The organism is Endozoicomonas sp. ALB091 (genome assembly GCF_049310265.1).
GTDB lineage: Bacteria > Pseudomonadota > Gammaproteobacteria > Pseudomonadales > Endozoicomonadaceae > Endozoicomonas.
This window is the reverse complement of record NZ_JBLYNQ010000003.1, coordinates 633,757-652,737: the sequence shown is the minus strand read 5'-3', so window position 1 is coordinate 652,737 and position 18,981 is coordinate 633,757. Positions and strand designations below refer to the sequence as shown.

Genomic DNA, 18,981 nt, shown 5'->3' with positions numbered 1-18,981 from the left:
CATTTTTGGTGAAATTCTGAGCAGGAAAATGTAACGGTTAGTAACGATAATTGCTGGATGTAAACACATCCCGCCATTATTGTCAGATTTGTGTAGATTATACCATCACTGAGTCTGCAAAATCTGTTTTTATATGCGTTTATTGGCCAGTGCGTTGTGCTTGGCACAGCTGATGATGAGCCATTACCTAATGGATTAATGAATTATTATGATTCCCTCAGAATATAACTTGTTCCGCTGTGAACCTGCGTCCTCAGGTGCCGGGATTAACAAGTCTGAAACACATGACACGCTTTTACAAAGCCAACAGGATCCAGCTCACGCTACGGTGACTGACAGCCTTTCCAGACGCACTGTAGAGCCCAAATTCACTAATAATTACCTTGGTTCTTCAGGTTTCAGTTCTGCTTTTTTTGATACCGGGTCTCAGGAATACCTTCTCCTGGTAAAAGCCATCGGTGTTATGGAAAAAGGGCCAGCGTTTAATGAAGATAAGCTGGGTCCTGTTTCCAGGAAAAAAATGACCGTTGCCCAACTGAGAAAAAAGAAGAGGGAATTAAAAGCTGAAGAAGATAAAAAGTTGAGTGAGCTGGAGTATCTTACGGTGCGAATCTTATATGCAATCAATACTGGAAAAGAAATACGGCAGCAGGATATTGCTTGCATTCTTGAGATATTGTCTGATTTTTACAGCTCTCGATATTTTATGAATTGTATGTTTTTCATTATTCATAAAGTGTTAAGTGATCAGTGTGCTGAAACAAATATGGTATTAACCGAAGTCGTAAAGAATCAGTGTGGAGGAATTATTGAGCTAATCTACAAAATTGTACTTAGCAGGGATGATGTGGGGCTTGTATCAGAGTTTTGGTACGTAGGGTGGGATCTTTATTATGTTTTTAATATTATCGCCTGCTGCGTGAATTTGGATGGCAGTGAGCGTTGTGCTCCATTCTTTAGCCCTGAGCTACCTGTGAAGTTGGCATTGAAATGTTTGCAGCAAATGCCTGGTGTAACTGAACAGGAAAAACAATTTCTGGAAATGAAAAAGAAGCGTGGGGATGATGAATCAGATATTCATACTTTACAATTCAGTTTGCTGGCAGGAAAAGATGTTGACCTGGAAATACTGATTTCCCGTGTAAAAAACGGTTGTCAGAGATATCAGCAAACGGGTTTGAGTGATATGAAAAAATATACCGAGTATCTTGGGCTGTTGCAGTTTTTGTTTTCTGCAACAGTGTGTGCCTTGGAAAGATCCGGGGAGGATGCTCGCAAATTGCTTGATTGTTACGATTGCTTTTCCTTTCTACAGCCTTCCGCAGATGTATTGAAACAATATATGCTGGCCAGGTGCGAAGAAAAATCCGGCGCTATTGATGCAGCAAGCCGAATTTACCAGTCTTTGGTCAGCGGGGAAAGCCAGGTACCCGTATACGAAGAATGGATTAGCTGTCTGGAAACGTTGGGCGATAACGGTGCTATTGTTCAGGGCTGCATAAGTGCTGCTGACTATTACAGAGCCAAAGATATTAAATGGCGGGAGGAGTACTATGAGCACAAGGCTGCCGACTATATGCTGGTTATGGCAAACATGGATGATATTGATGTCAGCTCCAATCAGCCTGATGTTGAACCACAATCTAAAGCGGCCAGCAGTAAAAAGCAGAAAGTTAATCGAAAAAACAAAGCTAAACCGGGGGGCGAACATCATGCAACGCCTTCCCGTTCTTCCCAACCTGCTGCAACAACAGAATCTGTTCAATCCTGTCCAGCTGCCCGAGCTTACCCGTCAATAAAAGCCAGAAAGGACGCGGCTCATGCTATACCTTCAGAGTCAGGAAGCACGAAAAATGGGCGGGATTACTGGCGAGAGTTGAATGCGCTGTTTGTGGATTATTATCACCTTCCTCACCGATACCGGGATACCGTCGAGAGTTTTTCCCGGGAAGCCTGTCGGTGTTTCCCAAATGATATATGGGTTCTTCATTCTGCCGGTTGGGGATTTCATCTTATTGGCGATGAAATAAAAGCCGCTGAGTTGCTATTGAAAGGTTTGCGTCACTCTCTGGGCCGTTTCCCTGAGGTCAAAAGTTTTATACCGGTTAATATTTATGGCAATTTCGAACAGGGTCTGGATAGACTTAAAGCGCATCCTGAGATAACCCCCGGTTCATCCGCAGGTCTCAATGTGGCTGCTTATTTAAGCTCTCTGGCCTATGTGTATCGAAATCTTAATAAACATTGCGATGATCAGATGCGCTCTTTGGCTAATTGGCTGAACCCTTCCAGGGATGTACGCAAAAAAGAAAAACAACGCGTATCTTTCGCGGCAAAGGTGAATGTGATTCCTGCAGAAGTTGAGCAGGTTACCAGGAGGTTTATGGCTTTTGGCCATGGTTGTCAGGAGTAAATCCCTCAGCGCTTCCAGAAAGCAGGTGTAAAAAGTACCAGGACGGTAATCACCTCAAGCCTGCCCATCAGCATGCCGACACTTAATAGCCACTTGGCGGCATCCGGCAGAGAACTGAAGTTGCCGGCAGGGCCAATGATGTCTCCCAGGCCGGGGCCGACATTGGCAACGGCTGTCGTGGCTCCGGAAAGACTGGTGATGAGGTCGAGATCGCAGAGGGACAGTAACAGACTTATTAAAGCAATCAACAGGACGAAGAAGAAACTGAAACCGATTAACGAACGGAGTATGTCACTGCTGATTTGCTGGCCGTTATAGGTTTGAACAAAACAGGCCCTGGGATGAACCAGTTGCTTTAACTGAATGTTCAGAAGCTTGCCGCCAATTTGAAACCGGAAAATTTTGATACCTCCTGCAGTTGACCCCGAACAACCGCCCACCAATAACAGGAAGAAAAAAGTGAGGTTGGCAAGACCACCCCACAGGGTATAGTCACCGTAGGCAAAGCCGGTGGTGGTGATGGTTGAGGTGGTATTAAAGGAGACCAGGGTGAGTGACTGGGGAAAGGTGTAGTCAGAGTGGCAGCATAACCAGACACTCAGAACCAGCCAGACTATCAGCAGAAAACCGATAAAGGCCTGTACCTGGGTATCCTGGTAAAAGCAGTTAACGTCACCCCGCATACAGCGAACAAAAAGAACAAAAGGGAGGCTGGCAAGTATCATGAAAATGGTGCTGGTCCAGATAATAAACGGGTTTTTAAATAACCCCATGGACGCATCTGAGGTGGAATACCCGCCGGTTGAGACTGTGGTCATGGCATGGTTTATGGCCTCAAAGCCGGTCATGCCACCCAGGAAATAAAGGTACGCGCAGATAGCCGTCATGATCAGATAGACAGTAACGATACCCTTGGCAATGCTGCCTGAACGGGGCATGGCTTTCTCGGACCAGTCAGACGATTCGCTCTGGAACAACCTCATACCACCCACTTTGAGAAAGGGCAGAACGGCAACCGCCATCACAATAAAACCGATGCCGCCAAACCATTGCAGCAGTGACCGCCAGATCAGCACGCTGGGGGGCATCTGATCCAGACCCGTCAATACGGTGGATCCGGTGGTGGTAATACCTGACATGGTTTCAAAAAAGGCATCGGTGAAACTGACGGGAAGTTTGAACCAGAAGGGCAGTGCTGCAAAAGTGCATACTGCCACCCAGCAGAGTGTGGTCAGTACAAACACCTGCCTGGGCTTCATATTGAAGTGTTCTGGTTTGAAATTGATGGTCAGGGCTGCGCCGCTAATCAGCGTAATGGCCGCAGCGGCGACAAATTCCCAGATATTCGATTCACCGATCAGCAGATCATAGATGACCGGAATCAGCATAAACTTGGCCAACGCTGTCAGGAACAGGCCAATCACATAGAATACCGGACGGTGTTTCATTACTTTTCAATGGCAGTTACTGAGAAATAAAAAAGTTGGTACGCATCGTTTGGAGGGAAGTCAGATGCTTCTCGGACAGCCTCCTAGGATCGCATCTGACTTGAAGAAGTTTAGAAGGTGAGAGCGTTATTACAACTTAATCAGTGTTCTGCCGGTGACTTGTCCATTAGTGATGGCCTCTGCGAGTTCAGGCACGGCATCCAGTGACACTTCTTTGGCCGCGTCGCTGTAGAAGGACTCTGGCAGCAGCTCAACAATACGGTTCCATGCCTGCGTACGTTTTTCAATCGGACACATGACCGAATCAACACCCAGAAGCTTAACGCCTCTGAGAATAAAAGGCATAACCGTGGTTGGCAGATCAAACCCACCGGCCAGGCCGCAGGCGGCAACAGCCCCCTGATAATCAACCTGTGCCAGTACCTTGGCCAGAACCTTGCTGCCGACGGTGTCAATGGCACCTGCCCAGAGCTGTTTTTCCAGCGGACGTGCGGGTTCAAGCAATTCTGCACGATCAATCACCCGGTCAGCCCCGATGGACTTTAACCAGTCACTGTTTTCCGGGCGACCGGAAGCGGCAACCACCTGGTAACCCAGCTGATCCAGCAGCGTTATGGCAACACTGCCGACACCACCGCTGGCACCGGTGACCAGAATCTCACCTTTCTCAGGAGTAATACCTGCGTCTTGCAGCGCCATGACACACAGCATGGCTGTCAGGCCGGCAGTACCGATAATCATGGCCTTGCGGCTGTCCAGTCCAGCAGGCATGGAAACCAGGTAGTTAGCAGGCACGCTGGCTTTTTCGGCCATACCACCCCAGTGGTTCTCACCAACACCCCAGCCGGTGAGGATAACGGAATCACCTGGCTGGTAGCGGTCATCGCCTGAGGAAATGACCTGACCCGCGTAGTCGATACCCGGAACCATCGGAAAATCACGGATAATTTTTCCCTTTCCGGTGATGGCCAGGCCATCCTTGTAATTCAGTGATGAATAGTCAACAGCAACAATAACATCCCCGGCTGGCAGGGTGGATTCATCCAGTTGTTCTATGGAAGCGACAGTGTTGTTGTCCTGCTGGTTCAGTACTAGCGCCTTGAACATAAACGATAATCTCTAAAAAGGTCGGGGCGTAAACTATACTCCTGCAATTGGCAGGTGGCGAGGATTGATTATTGCTGCTTTTATCCTGATTCAATTGGAAAGGTTATATTTTTTACCCGGGCAGCCATGAATGCATTAAGAAGTTCGTTTCCCTGTTCCCCGTCTTCCGCTGTTGCTTCTGGGAATAACCATGTCACTGGTCAGAAGGTTCGGGTGAAGGTACTTGTGGTTGGCGCTGGCCCTATCGGCCTTTTTGCCATGCAGCAATTGGAAGGGTTGCAGTTTTACCATAACGAAAGACTGTGTACTGGCAGTAATAAAAATTCATTTCTCGCTCGAAAAGTGCTGGTTCATGATATGTCTCCCCAGGGCCATAACCCTAATGACGTTAAAATGATATCGGGGCAGAAGTTTGCATCCCTCTACGATAAAAAAACGCACAGCTATGAACGTTGTCTGGAATGGCATTTTGATAGTGGGCAAAAACTGGACTGGATGATGTGCTCGGACGAACCCGTGGGAGGGAGTTGGAACACTTATCTACCATCACAGCAAACATTGAGCGATTACCGTGAGATGGGATTGCCTGACTATCCCATTGAACAATGTGATGTACGCAAAATTCCCTTGCCACCTCCACCACGCCCTTGCCAGCGGGTGGTGACCGACGGTGAATCTCTGCTCAAGTATTACCAGGACTATGGAAAAAAAATATTGACGGAATCCCGGGCAGTTCCGGGGCGAGTGGTCTCTGCAACTCAGGCCGGTTCTGTCTGGCAAAGTGGCCTTTTCTGGGAAGTTATCGTTCGGGGAGCGGCCGGGCAGGAGACCCAGATCCAGTGTGATTATTTAATGCTGGCGATCGGCAAGAAAAAGCCAAACTTGTTAAATATCCCCGGGGAGCGGGATAATCCCCATGTCTCTCATTGGACCCATGAGGCCTGCCGGGCGATGGATAAATTAGCACCGGGCAGTAAAGTTTTAGTGGTTGGCAACAGTTATTCAGCCAGTGATACGATTTATGAGGCCTGGCAAAAAGGCATGAAAGTTATCCATCTGCTGCCTGCCAAAATTAAAGAAGAAGCCTTAAGTGTGAAAAACCAGCCGGGTAAATGGGGAAGACATCCGTTGATCCAGCATCTGAATTATAAAAGATCAAAGCGCCATTACTCGGTGGCAGAGGCAATGGCATGCCCTGAAAAATATCAAGTCGGTTATGAACAGGGATTGAATTGCAGGCTGGTCGGCATTGAAAACAAACGGTTGTGCCATATCGTTCAGGAATTGGCAGGGAGGGAGGCACAGCGCTTCCAGTTAGAATTTGATCATATTGCTCTGTTGACCGGGATAAAAGTGGATTATCCCTTCTTTCCTGATACTTTAAAGTCTTCTCTGACTCAAAGTAATGGCTATCTGGATCTTTGTCCTGAGACGATGGAAAGTAATGCCTGTCAGAATTTATTTTGTATTGGCTTCAGCGCCGGTGAGTCATTTTTAAGCCACTCGTTGGGTCATGCCGTGGCGGCCGTTGAAACCATCAGGAAGAGGGAACAGGATAAAAAGGCGCAAATGATGAAACGTGATGAGGTGGTTCCCATGGAATGGGATTAAGGATGATCCGTCAACAGGAAAACGACGGAGACATACGATGTGCATCAACATTTTGGGCAGTCACTGAACAGAGCAACCCCAACCCCAGCGTTGCTGGGATGCATCAGTCAGCAGCTGCTGACAATGGATATTGTCATTTTTTATGGCCAGATGCAGCGGCGTCATCCCATTCTTATCGGTACTGTGGATATCCGCATGGTGAGCGATTAACAGTTGCACCACCTCGAGACGCCCCCAGTCAACCGCCCGGTGCAATGGGGTTTGGCCAGAGATATCTTTGCTTTCCAGATCCGCCCCATGGTCTATCAGGTACAGCATCTTCTCCCTATTTCCCATGACAGAGCTGTAAACGACGGCATGGTGCAGAGGCGTGCACAGGGACTCATTAACGGCATTCACGTTCGCCTGGTGGGTGATCAGCAGTTGCAAGCAGTCTATGCTACCTTCCGAGGGACTCAGGGCAGAGTGGTGCAGAGGCGTCTTGCCCGACTTGTCAGCGGCATTGATGGCCACCCTGTTATCCTGCAGAAGCTGTTGCAGGTTATGGATGTAGCTTTTTTTCGCAGCCAGGTGCAGAGGGGTGAGACCATCATCGTCGGCAACCGTCGGGTCTGCGCCGTAATCCAACAATAGTTTCAGAAACTCGCCATTATTATTTTCGATGGCCAGATGCAGGGGGGTGGAGCCGATATTGTCCCTGCAATCAAGTTCCGGCCCATGCTTCAGTAACTCCCTCAGGCACTGGTCATGGCCTCTGGCAGTAGCCAGGTGCAGGGCCGTATTGCCCCGGTAATCGGCGGCATTGATATCGGCAGAATACTTGAGCAGAAGTTGCGTGAGTTCCGCCTGGCCTGCCTTGACAGCAACCTGTAACAGCCGGACACCCTGACCGGTCACGGCTTCACGAAAATCCTGTCGGGCAATGCCGGGTTCCTGCGCCAATAGTGTCTTGAACGTGTCCATATCCCCACGGCAAGCTTGTCGGCAGGCACAAAGTGCCAGAGGTTCGCAATAGGGTGAGGTTTCAATTTTCAGAGCCCCGGCCAGACGCTCCAACGGCACTGCCGGTTTCAAGAAGGGTGGACATTGACAACAGTTTCTTTCTGCAATTTCATGTTCACGGCCCGGCCTGCATTCCAGGATTTCAGCAATGCACCCAAGGTGAACGGTGCGCCCGCAGCAATTAGTCCTGACCAGAGAGCGCCCGTCGAAATCACCGGTTGCTGAAGCATCGATGGCGTCTGCTGGACCGGTTTGCTGTGAGCAGTACATGGAGCATGGGCCGATAGTATTCATAGTGGTGTTTCCTGACTTTTCAGTTACCAGCACACTAAGGCATTAATGTTCAAACTATTTTCAGCCAGCCTATTCTAGGCATAAAACCGTCAACCTGTTCGCAAAAGTAGTAAAGCTCTTTAATAAGACGCTTCTGAATCAGCAATCTGGGTGTCCTTTGATTCCAGAAAGTTATCAAAACCAGAAAAAAGATGAATTTGAGTAATTTTCTATGAGCGACTAGGATAGGCATTTTTAGGGATAAGCTGAAATTATTGATAAAAATACCAGGGTTTGTTGACGTATCGTTGCGGGCCTATCGGGAAGCGCAGTCTGGTTCACATAAACGTGTCATGTGCGCGAAAGAAATCGTAATAAAACTGCACATAAATCAAACAAAAAACAGTCTTTTTCTGTTTATTGCAGCAATGAGGGTGGTTCAATGGCTGGCCAGGCTTTCGATGTGAAAAGCAGGGGTAAAACGCTTTATGACAAGTTGTGGGATGCCCACCTTGTACTTCAGCGTGACGATGGATCCGCGTTGATTTATATCGACCGGCAGCTGCTCCATGAGGTGACATCACCACAGGCGTTTGAGGGACTGAAGCTGGCTGGTCGCCAGCCATGGCGGCTGGATGCCAACCTCGCCACACCTGATCACAATGTACCCACCACGTTAAATGAGCGCCAGCACGGTATCGAAGGGATTGCGGATCCGGTGTCAAAAATCCAGGTCAAGACGCTGGATGACAACTGTGATCATTTTGGTATCACCCAATTTGATATGCAGGATCAGCGCCAGGGCATTGTTCATGTGGTTGGCCCGGAGCAGGGCGCGACTCTGCCGGGCATGACCGTTGTCTGCGGTGACTCGCACACCTCAACCCACGGTGCTTTTGGTGCACTGGCCCACGGTATCGGAACCTCGGAAGTTGAGCATGTACTGGCGACCCAGTGTCTTGTGGCCAAGAAGATGAAGAACATGCTGGTTCGGGTTGATGGTTCCCTGGGCGCCGGAGTCACCCCGAAAGATGTGATCCTCGCCATTATCGGCCGTATCGGTACAGCGGGGGGTACCGGCTTTGCCATCGAGTTTGGGGGCGACGTCATTCGTAATATGACCATGGAAGGGCGAATGACGCTCTGTAATATGGCCATTGAAGCCGGAGCCCGGGCAGGCATGGTGGCGGTTGACCAGACCACCATTGACTATGTGCAGGGCAGGCCGTTTGCTCCGATGGGAGAACAGTGGCAGCAGGCGGTCAAGGTTTGGGAAACCCTTCATTCAGACAGTGATGCAGTGTTTGATCAAATCGTTGTGCTCAATGGTGATGAGATAAAGCCACAGGTCAGCTGGGGAACCTCCCCGGAGATGGTGTTGCCGGTGGATGCCCGGGTGCCTTCCCCGGAGGATGCGCCGGATGAAACCCGTAAAGAGGGCTACGCCCGTGCCCTGGAGTATATGGGGTTAACCGCAGGCCAGAAGATTACCGACATTCCTGTTGATCGGGTGTTTATCGGCTCCTGTACCAATTCGCGCATTGAGGACTTGCGTGAGGCGGCAGCTGTCGTAAGGGGCAAGCAGGTGGCTGACACGGTTAAAGAGGCTCTTGTGGTGCCGGGCTCGGGTCTGGTCAAGGCCCAGGCGGAGGCAGAAGGGCTGGATAAGGTGTTTCTGGCCGCTGGCCTTGAGTGGCGTGAGCCGGGGTGTTCCATGTGTCTGGCCATGAATGCCGACAAGCTCGGGCAGGGCGAGCACTGTGCATCCACCTCTAACCGGAATTTTGAAGGTCGCCAGGGCTTTGGCGGGCGAACCCATCTGGTCAGTCCGGCCATGGCCGCTGCGGCGGCCATTGCGGGCCATTTTGTCGATGTCCGTCATCAGACATCCGTAGTGTAAGGGGAGAATCATGCAGGCTTTTACCGTTCATCAGGGTTTAGTGGCTCCCCTGGATCGTGCCAATGTGGATACGGACATGATCATCCCCAAGCAGTTTCTCAAGTCCATCAAACGCACCGGCTTTGGTGTCAATCTGTTTGATGAGCTTCGCTATCAGGACGAAGGTTATCCGGGGCAGGATTGCACCAAACGTCCACTGAATCCGGAGTTTGTCCTGAATCAGCCCCGTTACCGGGGCGTGTCCATCCTGCTGGCCAGGCAGAATTTTGGCTGTGGTTCCAGCCGGGAACACGCCCCCTGGGCCCTGGATGATTTTGGTTTCCGCTGCGTTATTGCGCCAAGCTTTGCGGATATCTTTTACAACAACTGCTTTAAAAACGGCATTCTCCCCATCACCCTGTCGGACGAGGTGGTAGAGCAGCTGTTCAAGGAAGTGGAAGCGAATGAAGGGTATCAGCTGACGGTGGATCTCCAGCGCGAAGTGGTGGTTAAGCCTGATGGTACAGAGTTGCCATTCAGCATTGATGCATTTCGTCGTCACTGCCTGGTCAATGGTCTGGATGATATTGGCCTGACCTTGCAGGATGCGGATCAGATCCGCCATTTTGAACAGCGTTATAAAGCAGATAACCCCTGGCTGTTCGCCAGTAAAAATAATTAACAGCGGAGCTTTTCATGAGCAAGCAGATGTTATGTCTTCCAGGTGATGGCATCGGCCCTGAGATTATGGCTGAGGCCCTGAAAGTACTGGATGCGGCCAAACTGCGTTTTGGGCTCGATATTGAAGTCAGTCATGGTCTGGTGGGCGGTGCGGCCATTGATCAATATGGTGTTCCGCTGAGTGATGCAACCCTGGCGCTGGCCAGGAACGCCGATGCGATCCTGTTCGGTTCGGTGGGTGGTCCGAAGTGGGATGATCAACCCATGGCGAACCGTCCTGAAAAAGGGCTGTTGCAACTTCGCGCTGAACTGGACCTTTTTGCCAACCTTCGTCCGGCCATACTTTTTCCGCAACTGGCCGAAGCTTCCAGTTTGAAGCCAGAGCTGGTGGCTGGTCTGGATATTCTTATTGTGCGGGAGCTGACCGGTGGCATCTATTTTGGTGAGCCCCGTGGCGTCCGAACCCTGGAAAATGGCGAACGGGAAGGTTATAACACCTATGTCTATCGGGAGTCTGAAATCCGTCGTATCGCCAGGGTGGCTTTTGAGGCAGCCCGAAAGCGGGGTGGACGACTCTGTTCGGTGGACAAGTCCAACGTGCTTGAAGTGACCGGTCTCTGGCGGGAAGTGGTTATTGCCGAGTCTGCCGGTTACAGCGATGTTGAGCTGAGCCATATGTACGTTGATAATGCCGCCATGCAGCTGGTTCGGGCTCCGAAACAGTTTGATGTGATGGTGACCGGTAATATGTTCGGCGACATCCTCAGCGACTGTGCGGCAATGTTGACCGGCTCGATTGGTATGTTGCCATCAGCCTCCCTGAATGAAAAGAACCAGGGAATGTATGAGCCGGTGCATGGTTCGGCACCGGATATCGCCGGGGAGAACAAGGCGAACCCTCTGGCGCAGATTTTGTCCCTGGCGATGTTGCTTCGCTATTCATTGGCCGAAGCTGCCGCAGCGGATGCCATTGAAAAAGCGGTCAGCGATGTTCTGGATAAAGGCTATCGTACCGGGGATATCGCCTCTGAAGGTTGTCAGTTGGTGGGCACCGCTGCAATGGGTGATGCGGTTGTTGACTGTTTGTTAAATGCATAACAAATATATAATGTTGGCGGCTTCTGTTGTCTGTTTTGAGCAGGGGCCGTTTTTTCGGGGGAGCGCAGTATGAAAAAAGTAGGTTTTGTTGGCTGGCGAGGCATGGTGGGCTCCGTATTAATGGAGCGTATGCAGGAAGAAAACGACTTTGTCCGTTTACAGGGCAAGGGTGTCGAGCCGGTCTTCTTCACCACCTCGCAACTGGGTCAGCCCGGACCCGATGTTGGTGTGCCTGTGGGCGACCTTCAGAATGCCCATGATATAGACGCTCTCAGAGAAATGGACGTTATTATTTCCTGCCAGGGTGGTGATTATACCGGCAAAGTCTTCCAGCCATTGCGTGACAGTGGCTGGCAGGGGTACTGGATTGATGCCGCTTCCTCTCTGCGGATGAACGACGATGCTGTGATTATTCTTGATCCCGTCAACCGTGCTGTGATTGACCGTGCGCTGAATGATGGTGTTAAAAATTTTATCGGTGGTAACTGCACCGTTTCCCTGATGTTGATGGCCATCGGCGGGCTCTTTCAGCACAATGCCGTGGAGTGGGTCAGTGCCATGACCTATCAGGCCGCCAGTGGTGCCGGTGCCAGAAACATGCGTGAGCTGATCAGCCAGATGGGCTCTATCCAGAGCAATGTTGCTGCCGAGCTGGCTGACCCGGCCAGTGCCATTCTGGATATTGATCGTAAGACCTCTTCCTTATTAAGAAGTGCTGATCTTCCGCAGAGTGAGTTTGGTGTGCCACTGGCAGGCAGCCTGATTCCTTACATTGATAAAGAACTGGAGAATGGCCAGAGCCGCGAGGAGTGGAAGGCTCAGTCCGAGACCAACAAGATTCTCGGGCTCCAGGCTTCACCGGTTCCTGTGGATGGTATCTGTGTTCGCATTGGTGCCATGCGCTGTCACAGTCAGGCATTGACCATCAAACTGCGTAACGATATTCCCATGGCGGATATTGAGGCGATGATTGCCGGTGCGAATGACTGGGTATCCGTGGTTCCAAACCACCGGGAAGAGACCATGCATCAGTTGACACCCGCAGCGGTTACCGGCCGTCTGGATATTCCGGTGGGCCGCCTGCGCAAATTGAATATGGGACCTGACTATCTGACGGCATTTACTGTGGGTGATCAGCTGTTGTGGGGAGCGGCAGAGCCACTGCGTCGTATGTTGACCATATTGCTCTGAGTGTCTGCTTCTGTATTGAAATAGCGTTCTATAGACAACAGAGGTTTCATACTAGTACATGGTTTCAATGAGTTTGACGTGTTCGATCTCCGTTCACCCTGAGCGGAGTCGAAGGGTGCTTGGCACGATCTATCAGAGTCCGGAGTTTCCGCCTTTAGGCCCTATGGGTCCTTCGACAGGCTCAGGACGAACGGAGTGCTGAGGCACGACAACCCATCAAACTCATTGAAACCATGTACTAAAAGACATGAAGCATTCCCGTTACTTCGTGTCTTACTGCCTATGTATAAATAACAAATAATCAGAAAAAATGAATTATGTTAACGGAACAACAGCTAACAGACTTTGCCAGCAACTTTGTCAAAGTTATTCCCCACTGCCTGCATTTGAATATGTCATTGGTCAAATCGGATCGTAACGGCATTGAGCTGGAAATGCCCTACGACAACCGACTGATAGGGAACCCGGAAACCGGCGTTATTCACTCTGGTGCCATTACCACCCTGATGGACTCCTGTTGCGGCATTTCCGTGTACACCCGTATGGAGCAGCTGGAAGCCTGCCCGACACTGGATCTGCGTATTGACCATATGACCACCGCTCAGCCCGGTAAGCCGGTCCGGGCATTTGCCGAGGCTTATCATATAACCCGTTCCATGGTCTTTACCCGCGGTTTTGCCTACCAGGAACACCGTGATCATCCCATTGCCCATGCCGTAGGCACCTTTATGCGAATAGGACAACACTCTATGAAGGCAGTGCAGGAGCATATGCAATGAAGGGCCAGATCGAACAACCGCCCGGGGACATTTCAAACTTTCCAGGGGAACGGCCTGAAACTGCTTGCCTGATATCTACGCCCTGTATAAAGTCGATGGTTTTTTATCATTTATGTGGTGCTGGCTGACACAAGGTCAACGATGCCCATACTTTCTCTGGCTTGCGGGGCCTTTTATCCATGAACCGAACATACAATATTGCTATTTACGCTGCCGACACACTGGCTGGTGAAACTCTGGTTCGGCAACTGGAAGAATCACTGTTTGATGGTAAGCCGCTACCGGTAATGAGCCTTTATCCGCTTGTGGAGTCTGCACAGGCTTCAGGTTCCGTAGAGTTTCATGGTGAAACGCTGGAATTTATTCCCGCTGATGAAGCCGACTTTTCCGCCACTGATTTTCTGGTGATGCCCGCCGGGTGTCAGCGAAATGCCCAATTGATGACCCGGGCAGTTGAGAGTGGCTGTGTTATTATTGATGCGGCAAAGGGGGCTGCATCCCAGGGCTATACCGTGCCGGTGATGGTTGACTTGAACAGGCATTTTATCGAAGAGGCGATAGATAACCGTTACTTTGCCGTACCCGGATCTGCTGTTGCCTGCTTACTCCCTCTGCTGCAAAAGCTGCACCAGCGGTTTACTCTCAGCCGTATCAATCTGGTGGTTATGCAGCCGGTGGCGGCCCTTGGTAAAAAGGGTGTCGATGCCCTGCGTAAGCAAACCATTGAGCTGCTGAATGGCAAGCCGACAGAGCAGGGTGATTTTTCCGCTCGCCTGGCCTACAACCTGATTCCGGAAGTTGATGCCGGAGAGGGTGAGAAAATCGGCAATGAAGCCGATATGCGCAATGAGCTGCTGGTGGCTTTGGGAGAGGAGTTGGACATCCGTGTGACCTGCATCACAGCCCCGGTATTTTTCGGTGACAGTTATGTTGTTGATCTGGATACTGTCCAACCGGTTGATTTTCAGGAAATACAGTCTTTACTATCAGAACTCCCTGAAATAGTAGCGGCTGATGGCCCTGGCATGCCTACCCTTGAAGACGCTGCGGGAAGCGATCAGCTGCATATTGGCAAACTCCGGCAGCAATCAGATTATGCAACCGACTTGAGTTTCTGGATGGTGGCCGATAGCTTCAAGAGAAGTGCTGTTCATGCTGTTGAATTGATTGGGTTATTGATCAAAGACTTTGCTAAGTGATAACTTAGTTTAACTGCTTGGGGTTCCTCGCTGTATCGAGAAAGGGGGGCTGCTTTCTCTACAGCTGAAGGCAGAAGGGGCTCAAACAGTCTACGCATAAAACAAGGATTCATGATGAAACTGCAAAAACTTGTCGTAGTGATGTCAGCGCTGGCAGGGGGAATCGCTGCAATGAATTCCCATGCGCTGGGTCTGGGGGAGGTTAAGCTGTATTCAGCTTTGAATCAGCCCCTGGTGGCTGAGATAGAGTTAATGCAGGTCAATGATCTCACTCGCAACGAGATCCTCTCTAACCTGGCCAGTAAAACAGACTTTGAGCGGGCCGGTGTTGAACGTCCTTTCATTTTGAATAATCTGCGGTTTACCACCAAAGTTGGCCCTGATGGCAAAGGTTTGATCAAGGTCACCAGTGACAGCCCGGTCCATGAGCCTTATCTTAATTTCCTGGTGGAGGTGCACTGGCCGAGTGGTCGCCTGTTGAAGGAGTATACGCTTCTTCTTGATCCTCCGGCCTTTAATGGTCAAACGTCAGCCCCTGTTGTCAAGCCATCCATTCCGCCCCATTATGGGACTAACCCTGTGTGGGACCAGCCGCCCAGGGCCAATGGTAACCGGATAAACCGCAACTATGCACCGTCACAGGAAGCCGTTGAATATCGTGACTCCATTCAGCGGCAACCGGTCCAGCGGGTCTCCTCCCGTCGTGATGATGCCTCTTCAGATTTGAGCAGCGCACCCGGGACTTACCGGGTGAACAGAAATGACAGCCTCTGGGAAATCGCTGAGAAAGTGCGCCCCGACTCCGAAGTGTCGGTACAGCAAACCATGCTGGCGATTCAGCGTGGCAACCCACAGGCATTTATTGATAACAATATTAATCGCCTCAAGAGCGGGCAGGTCCTGCGGATTCCGGGTCGTAATGAGATGACCAGTCTGACGGTCCGTGAAGCCGTTGCCGATGTATCCAGGCAGAATCGTGAGTGGCGGGGGCGCAGCCAGGTTGCGCAACTGGATGCTACCAGGCGAACGTCATCCGTCGTCTCGGATTCCCGCAAGTCTCTGGATGGTCAGCTGGCCATCGTTTCCGGTGATGCCGCCAGCGGTCGTGGGCAGGATCTCGGTGGCGATGCCGCCGGTGGCAATGCCGTGTTGCAGACCGAGCTGGCCATGACCCGTGAACAGCTTGATAAGCTGAGCCGGGAGAATGCCGAGCTCAAGAGCCGGTTGAAAGATCTGGATGATCAGATTGCTACCCTGAAGCGTCTGGTTGCCTTAAAAGACGATCAGATGGCGGCCTTGCAAAACCAGTCCCGGTCGTTACCCACCCAGCGCCAGGCAGAGACAGCATCCCCGGGCATGATGTCTACGCTCTTTGGCAACCCTCTGATCATGCTCCTGCTGGCTTTGATACCATTGGGAGGCGCTGGCTGGCTCTTTTATCAGCGGCGCAGGAAACAGCAGGAAGCGCTGGACGACGAAGATGTTGACATTCAACCTGTCAATTTGAATAAGGAGGTACCGATTGATGCCTCCCCAAAGCCAACAGCCTCTCCCAGCGCAGAGGATGAGCTTAAGTTTGATGAAGCGCTGGCCATCGATGATTCGATCATTAATGAAGTAGACGCTGATGGGGAAACCGCTGGGCAGACCGAAGACCCGCTCAGTGAAGCCGATATTTATATTGCCTATGGTCGCCTGGATCAGGCTGAGGAACTATTGACTCAGGCAATCTTCAATGAACCGGGAAGATCTGACCTTAAGCTGAAGCTTCTTGAGGTTCATTCAGAAAGTGGCGATCTTGAAAAGTTCAACCAGGCCTTAGCCGATCTGGAGGCAACCGGCGATCCGGCTGCCATGCGTGCAGCGGAGGAGTTCAAGGCCCGATTCCCTGACGCATTTGAAGGTGTTTCAGCACCGGACGAAATCGCCGGGATGCCAGACCTTGATCTGGATGGCCTTGGGCTGGATGGTGATGAGCAGGGATTAGACTCTCTGGATGACCTGGACTTTGACCTGGATGATTTTGATCTGGATGAAGAGCCTGAAGCCGCTGAACAGTTTGAGACCAGTGGGCTTGATGATCTGGATGACCTTGATTTTGGTGTTGAGTCAGACGATGTGCTTGCCCGGGATAGTCAGGCCGCTTTCTCCGATGAAGGTGGTTCCAGCCTTGAAGCTTCTCTGGATGATGACCTGGACTTCCTCTCCGATGGCGATGAGGTTGCCACCAAGCTTGATCTGGCCAGGGCTTATATGGATATGGGAGACAGCGAAGGGGCCTCGGCAATCCTGCAGGAAGTTATGGAGCAGGGCAGTGATGAACAGAAGCAGGAAGCGATCTTACTTATGCAGAATGCCGGAACCCATTGATCGGGTTGATCAACCCTCTACTTCTGAAAGAGCTCTTGTGAGCTCTTTTTTTTGAGACCTTTCCTGAAGGCAGCCTACTGATGAGGGTTCAGGTTGTCCGCTGGACTTGATAAAGACTCATTCACCTGCTGCACCTTGCCCAGGTTATTAAGCAGGGTTGGATCATTAGGGGTGAGGGTCAGTGCCTCCCGATAAAAGCGTTCTGCCCGCTGGTAATCTTTGCTCAGATCAGCAAGAACGCCAAGACCATTGAGTGATCGTATTGGCTGATAGCCAGTCATCGCATTACGTTCAGAATGCTCGCCAATATTTTCAGACTGCTGTCGCCAAAGTGACACCGCCCTGTGGAGCAGTGCTGCTGCCTGCTCATTTTGCCTGCCTTGCAGCCTGATAAGCCCCAGAGCTTCCAATGCCGCAACAGGATAGGGATGATCGTTCACTATCTGTTGGTAAATACGCTCTGCCAGTGCTTGCTGTCCGGTCTGCTGGTAAAGTCCTGCCAGTTTCAGGCAGGCCAGATAACCCTGATCCCTGGCGTTATCTGTCTCTTTTATTTCCGCATTCTCCATTCCGGGGTTGAGTGCATCCTGTAATTCAGCCTTTATTGCATTGTTTGCCAGCTCAATGGTTCTGACATAGTAGGCCGCTGCCCGATCTGTTTCTCCCCCGGACCAGGCAATATCCCCCTTCATTAGAGCCTGCTCCATGGTCAGGCTCTGTTCAATACCCAGCATCTCTGCTGTCAATGTACCCTGATAAAGTTCTGGCGTCTGAGCTGTTGCAGCAACGGAGTCCGTCGATGTCTTTTGCGGCAGTCCCTGACAGCCAGCCAATAACAGAGTAGATATCAGTAATGGGTAACCGTATTTTTCGGTTGGTAAGCAGCGTTGCAGTAAAGCGGGTATGGATAACGGCATGGTAACTTCCCGATGCATATCTTCTATTGGTAGGGTGTCGGTTAAAACTGGCTGAATGATTCGATCAGCTGCATGATTGTCGGCCCAACCGCCACCAGGAAAAAGGCGGGCAGCAGAAACAGAATCAGGGGAAAGATCATTTTGGTGCCAATTTTGGCTGCCAGCTCTTCCGCAGACTTAATCCGCCGGTCCCGGAAATCTTCCGAAAATGTTCTGAGAGTATCGGCAATACTGGATCCATAGCGGATACTGTCACTCAGTGTGCTGATCAGGCCATCCACCTCTTTCAACCGGATGCGCATGCCCATATCTTGCAGCGCCTTATCGGACGGAACACCCGCACGCATGGCCGCATTGACCAGTTCCAGCTCATTGGCCAGTTCCGGATGGCTGATGTAGAGATCATCAGACAGACGTTGTATAGCACTGCGCAGACCAAGCCCTGCTTCCAGGGAAACCACCAGTAGTTCCAACGCATCCGGAATGGCCAGGCGTATCCGCTGCTGCCGCCGTTGAATCAAGCCAGTGAGTATCCGGTTGGGTAGCATCATGCCCAGCCAGGCACTGCCCGAAAAGGCAAACAGCCAGAGCTGGAAAGACATTTTCTCTACCACCAGGGCGCACACCGACAATACGACAATGGGCAAACCGGCGGCCAGTATCACTTTTAACCCGTAGAATACCCACAAGGCACTGTCTGCACGCCAGCCAGCCTGAACCAGACGGGCCTGTACCCGACTGCGCTCCCAGTTATCTTTTGGCAGAATGTAGGCCTGTATCGGACGCAGAGCCTGAAACATATCCACCCCGACCGGTGCGGTTCGGCTTTCGATATCGGAGATTTGTTTCAAACGACGGCGAACCGGATCGGTCATACCGGTTGCAAAGGTGTACACGCCCATCAACAGTGTCGCGACGGACAGGGAGATCAGTGTTAAAAGCACCAGTCGGCCTGCCTGCATATCCCCAAGGGCAGTCTGTAATTCGGTTAACAGGTTTTCCATAACCACTCC

14 protein-coding genes are annotated in these 18,981 nt (G+C 51.1%); 9 read left to right on the top strand and 5 right to left on the bottom strand.

All coding sequences use genetic code 11. From position 1 onward, the window contains the following. The first annotated feature begins 208 nt into the window (after positions 1-208). Positions 209-2,413 (top strand): hypothetical protein, encoded by a 2,205-nt coding sequence (locus ACO6UX_RS05840; RefSeq protein ID WP_422445723.1) that lies wholly within the window; start codon positions 209-211, stop codon positions 2,411-2,413. A 5-nt stretch (positions 2,414-2,418) separates the two neighbouring features. Here ACO6UX_RS05840 and ACO6UX_RS05835 read toward each other — a convergent pair whose 3' ends face one another. Together ACO6UX_RS05835 and ACO6UX_RS05830 are read right to left on the bottom strand one after the other, a co-directional pair. Further along, positions 2,419-3,861 carry a TrkH family potassium uptake protein gene (locus ACO6UX_RS05835; RefSeq protein ID WP_422445721.1) on the bottom strand — a complete coding sequence of 481 codons (1,443 nt, stop codon included), beginning with the start codon at positions 3,859-3,861 and terminating at the stop codon, positions 2,419-2,421. A 129-nt stretch (positions 3,862-3,990) separates the two neighbouring features. Further along, complete coding sequence (locus ACO6UX_RS05830) at positions 3,991-4,968, bottom strand: MDR family oxidoreductase (protein WP_422445719.1); 978 nt, start codon at positions 4,966-4,968, stop codon at positions 3,991-3,993. Between the two features lie 213 nt (positions 4,969-5,181). On the opposite strand from ACO6UX_RS05830, the gene ACO6UX_RS05825 reads away from it, so the two are divergent. Then, positions 5,182-6,579: an NAD(P)-binding domain-containing protein gene (locus ACO6UX_RS05825; protein ID WP_422445717.1), complete on the top strand. Its 1,398-nt coding sequence runs from the start codon at positions 5,182-5,184 to the stop codon at positions 6,577-6,579. 60 nt (positions 6,580-6,639) lie between these two features. Here the strand turns inward: ACO6UX_RS05825 and ACO6UX_RS05820 are convergent, their stop codons facing one another. Then, positions 6,640-7,875, bottom strand: coding sequence for an ankyrin repeat domain-containing protein (locus ACO6UX_RS05820; protein ID WP_422445715.1), 1,236 nt, complete (start codon positions 7,873-7,875; stop codon positions 6,640-6,642). A 421-nt stretch (positions 7,876-8,296) separates the two neighbouring features. On the opposite strand from ACO6UX_RS05820, the gene leuC reads away from it, so the two are divergent. From leuC to ACO6UX_RS05785, 7 genes are all read left to right on the top strand, one after another. After that, complete coding sequence (leuC, locus tag ACO6UX_RS05815) at positions 8,297-9,754, top strand: 3-isopropylmalate dehydratase large subunit (RefSeq protein WP_422445713.1); 1,458 nt, start codon at positions 8,297-8,299, stop codon at positions 9,752-9,754. Positions 9,755-9,764: 10 nt separating this feature from the next. Then, entirely contained in the window at positions 9,765-10,415 is a 651-nt protein-coding gene (leuD, locus tag ACO6UX_RS05810; protein WP_422445711.1) for a 3-isopropylmalate dehydratase small subunit, read from the top strand. Positions 10,416-10,429: 14 nt separating this feature from the next. Continuing rightward, complete coding sequence (gene leuB, locus ACO6UX_RS05805) at positions 10,430-11,512, top strand: 3-isopropylmalate dehydrogenase (RefSeq protein ID WP_422445709.1); 1,083 nt, start codon at positions 10,430-10,432, stop codon at positions 11,510-11,512. Between the two features lie 69 nt (positions 11,513-11,581). Continuing rightward, positions 11,582-12,703: an aspartate-semialdehyde dehydrogenase gene (gene asd / locus ACO6UX_RS05800; RefSeq protein WP_422445707.1), complete on the top strand. Its 1,122-nt coding sequence runs from the start codon at positions 11,582-11,584 to the stop codon at positions 12,701-12,703. Positions 12,704-13,020: 317 nt separating this feature from the next. Continuing rightward, positions 13,021-13,482: a PaaI family thioesterase gene (locus ACO6UX_RS05795; RefSeq protein ID WP_422445705.1), complete on the top strand. Its 462-nt coding sequence runs from the start codon at positions 13,021-13,023 to the stop codon at positions 13,480-13,482. Positions 13,483-13,661: 179 nt separating this feature from the next. After that, on the top strand, positions 13,662-14,681 hold the full coding sequence (locus ACO6UX_RS05790; RefSeq protein WP_422445703.1) for an Asd/ArgC dimerization domain-containing protein: 1,020 nt from the start codon (positions 13,662-13,664) through the stop codon (positions 14,679-14,681). Positions 14,682-14,792: 111 nt separating this feature from the next. Further along, on the top strand, positions 14,793-17,051 hold the full coding sequence (locus ACO6UX_RS05785) for a FimV/HubP family polar landmark protein (protein WP_422445701.1): 2,259 nt from the start codon (positions 14,793-14,795) through the stop codon (positions 17,049-17,051). 74 nt (positions 17,052-17,125) lie between these two features. Here ACO6UX_RS05785 and ACO6UX_RS05780 read toward each other — a convergent pair whose 3' ends face one another. Beyond that, positions 17,126-17,968, bottom strand: coding sequence for a hypothetical protein (locus tag ACO6UX_RS05780; RefSeq protein ID WP_422445699.1), 843 nt, complete (start codon positions 17,966-17,968; stop codon positions 17,126-17,128). A gap of 41 nt (positions 17,969-18,009) precedes the next feature. Beyond that, positions 18,010-18,972, bottom strand: a complete 963-nt coding sequence (locus ACO6UX_RS05775) for a type II secretion system F family protein (RefSeq protein ID WP_422445697.1) — start codon at positions 18,970-18,972, stop codon at positions 18,010-18,012. Between the last annotated feature and the right edge of the window lie 9 nt (positions 18,973-18,981).

Coding starts and splice junctions, on each gene's coding strand:
- ACO6UX_RS05830 (WP_422445719.1), bottom strand. CDS start 4,968: ATGTTCAAGGCGCTAGTACTGAACCAGCAGGACAACAACACTGTCGCT.
- leuB (WP_422445709.1), top strand. CDS start 10,430: ATGAGCAAGCAGATGTTATGTCTTCCAGGTGATGGCATCGGCCCTGAG.
- ACO6UX_RS05820 (WP_422445715.1), bottom strand. CDS start 7,875: ATGAATACTATCGGCCCATGCTCCATGTACTGCTCACAGCAAACCGGT.
- ACO6UX_RS05835 (WP_422445721.1), bottom strand. CDS start 3,861: ATGAAACACCGTCCGGTATTCTATGTGATTGGCCTGTTCCTGACAGCG.
- ACO6UX_RS05840 (WP_422445723.1), top strand. CDS start 209: ATGATTCCCTCAGAATATAACTTGTTCCGCTGTGAACCTGCGTCCTCA.
- ACO6UX_RS05785 (WP_422445701.1), top strand. CDS start 14,793: ATGATGAAACTGCAAAAACTTGTCGTAGTGATGTCAGCGCTGGCAGGG.
- ACO6UX_RS05795 (WP_422445705.1), top strand. CDS start 13,021: ATGTTAACGGAACAACAGCTAACAGACTTTGCCAGCAACTTTGTCAAA.
- asd (WP_422445707.1), top strand. CDS start 11,582: ATGAAAAAAGTAGGTTTTGTTGGCTGGCGAGGCATGGTGGGCTCCGTA.
- ACO6UX_RS05780 (WP_422445699.1), bottom strand. CDS start 17,968: ATGCCGTTATCCATACCCGCTTTACTGCAACGCTGCTTACCAACCGAA.
- ACO6UX_RS05790 (WP_422445703.1), top strand. CDS start 13,662: ATGAACCGAACATACAATATTGCTATTTACGCTGCCGACACACTGGCT.
- ACO6UX_RS05775 (WP_422445697.1), bottom strand. CDS start 18,972: ATGGAAAACCTGTTAACCGAATTACAGACTGCCCTTGGGGATATGCAG.
- leuC (WP_422445713.1), top strand. CDS start 8,297: ATGGCTGGCCAGGCTTTCGATGTGAAAAGCAGGGGTAAAACGCTTTAT.
- leuD (WP_422445711.1), top strand. CDS start 9,765: ATGCAGGCTTTTACCGTTCATCAGGGTTTAGTGGCTCCCCTGGATCGT.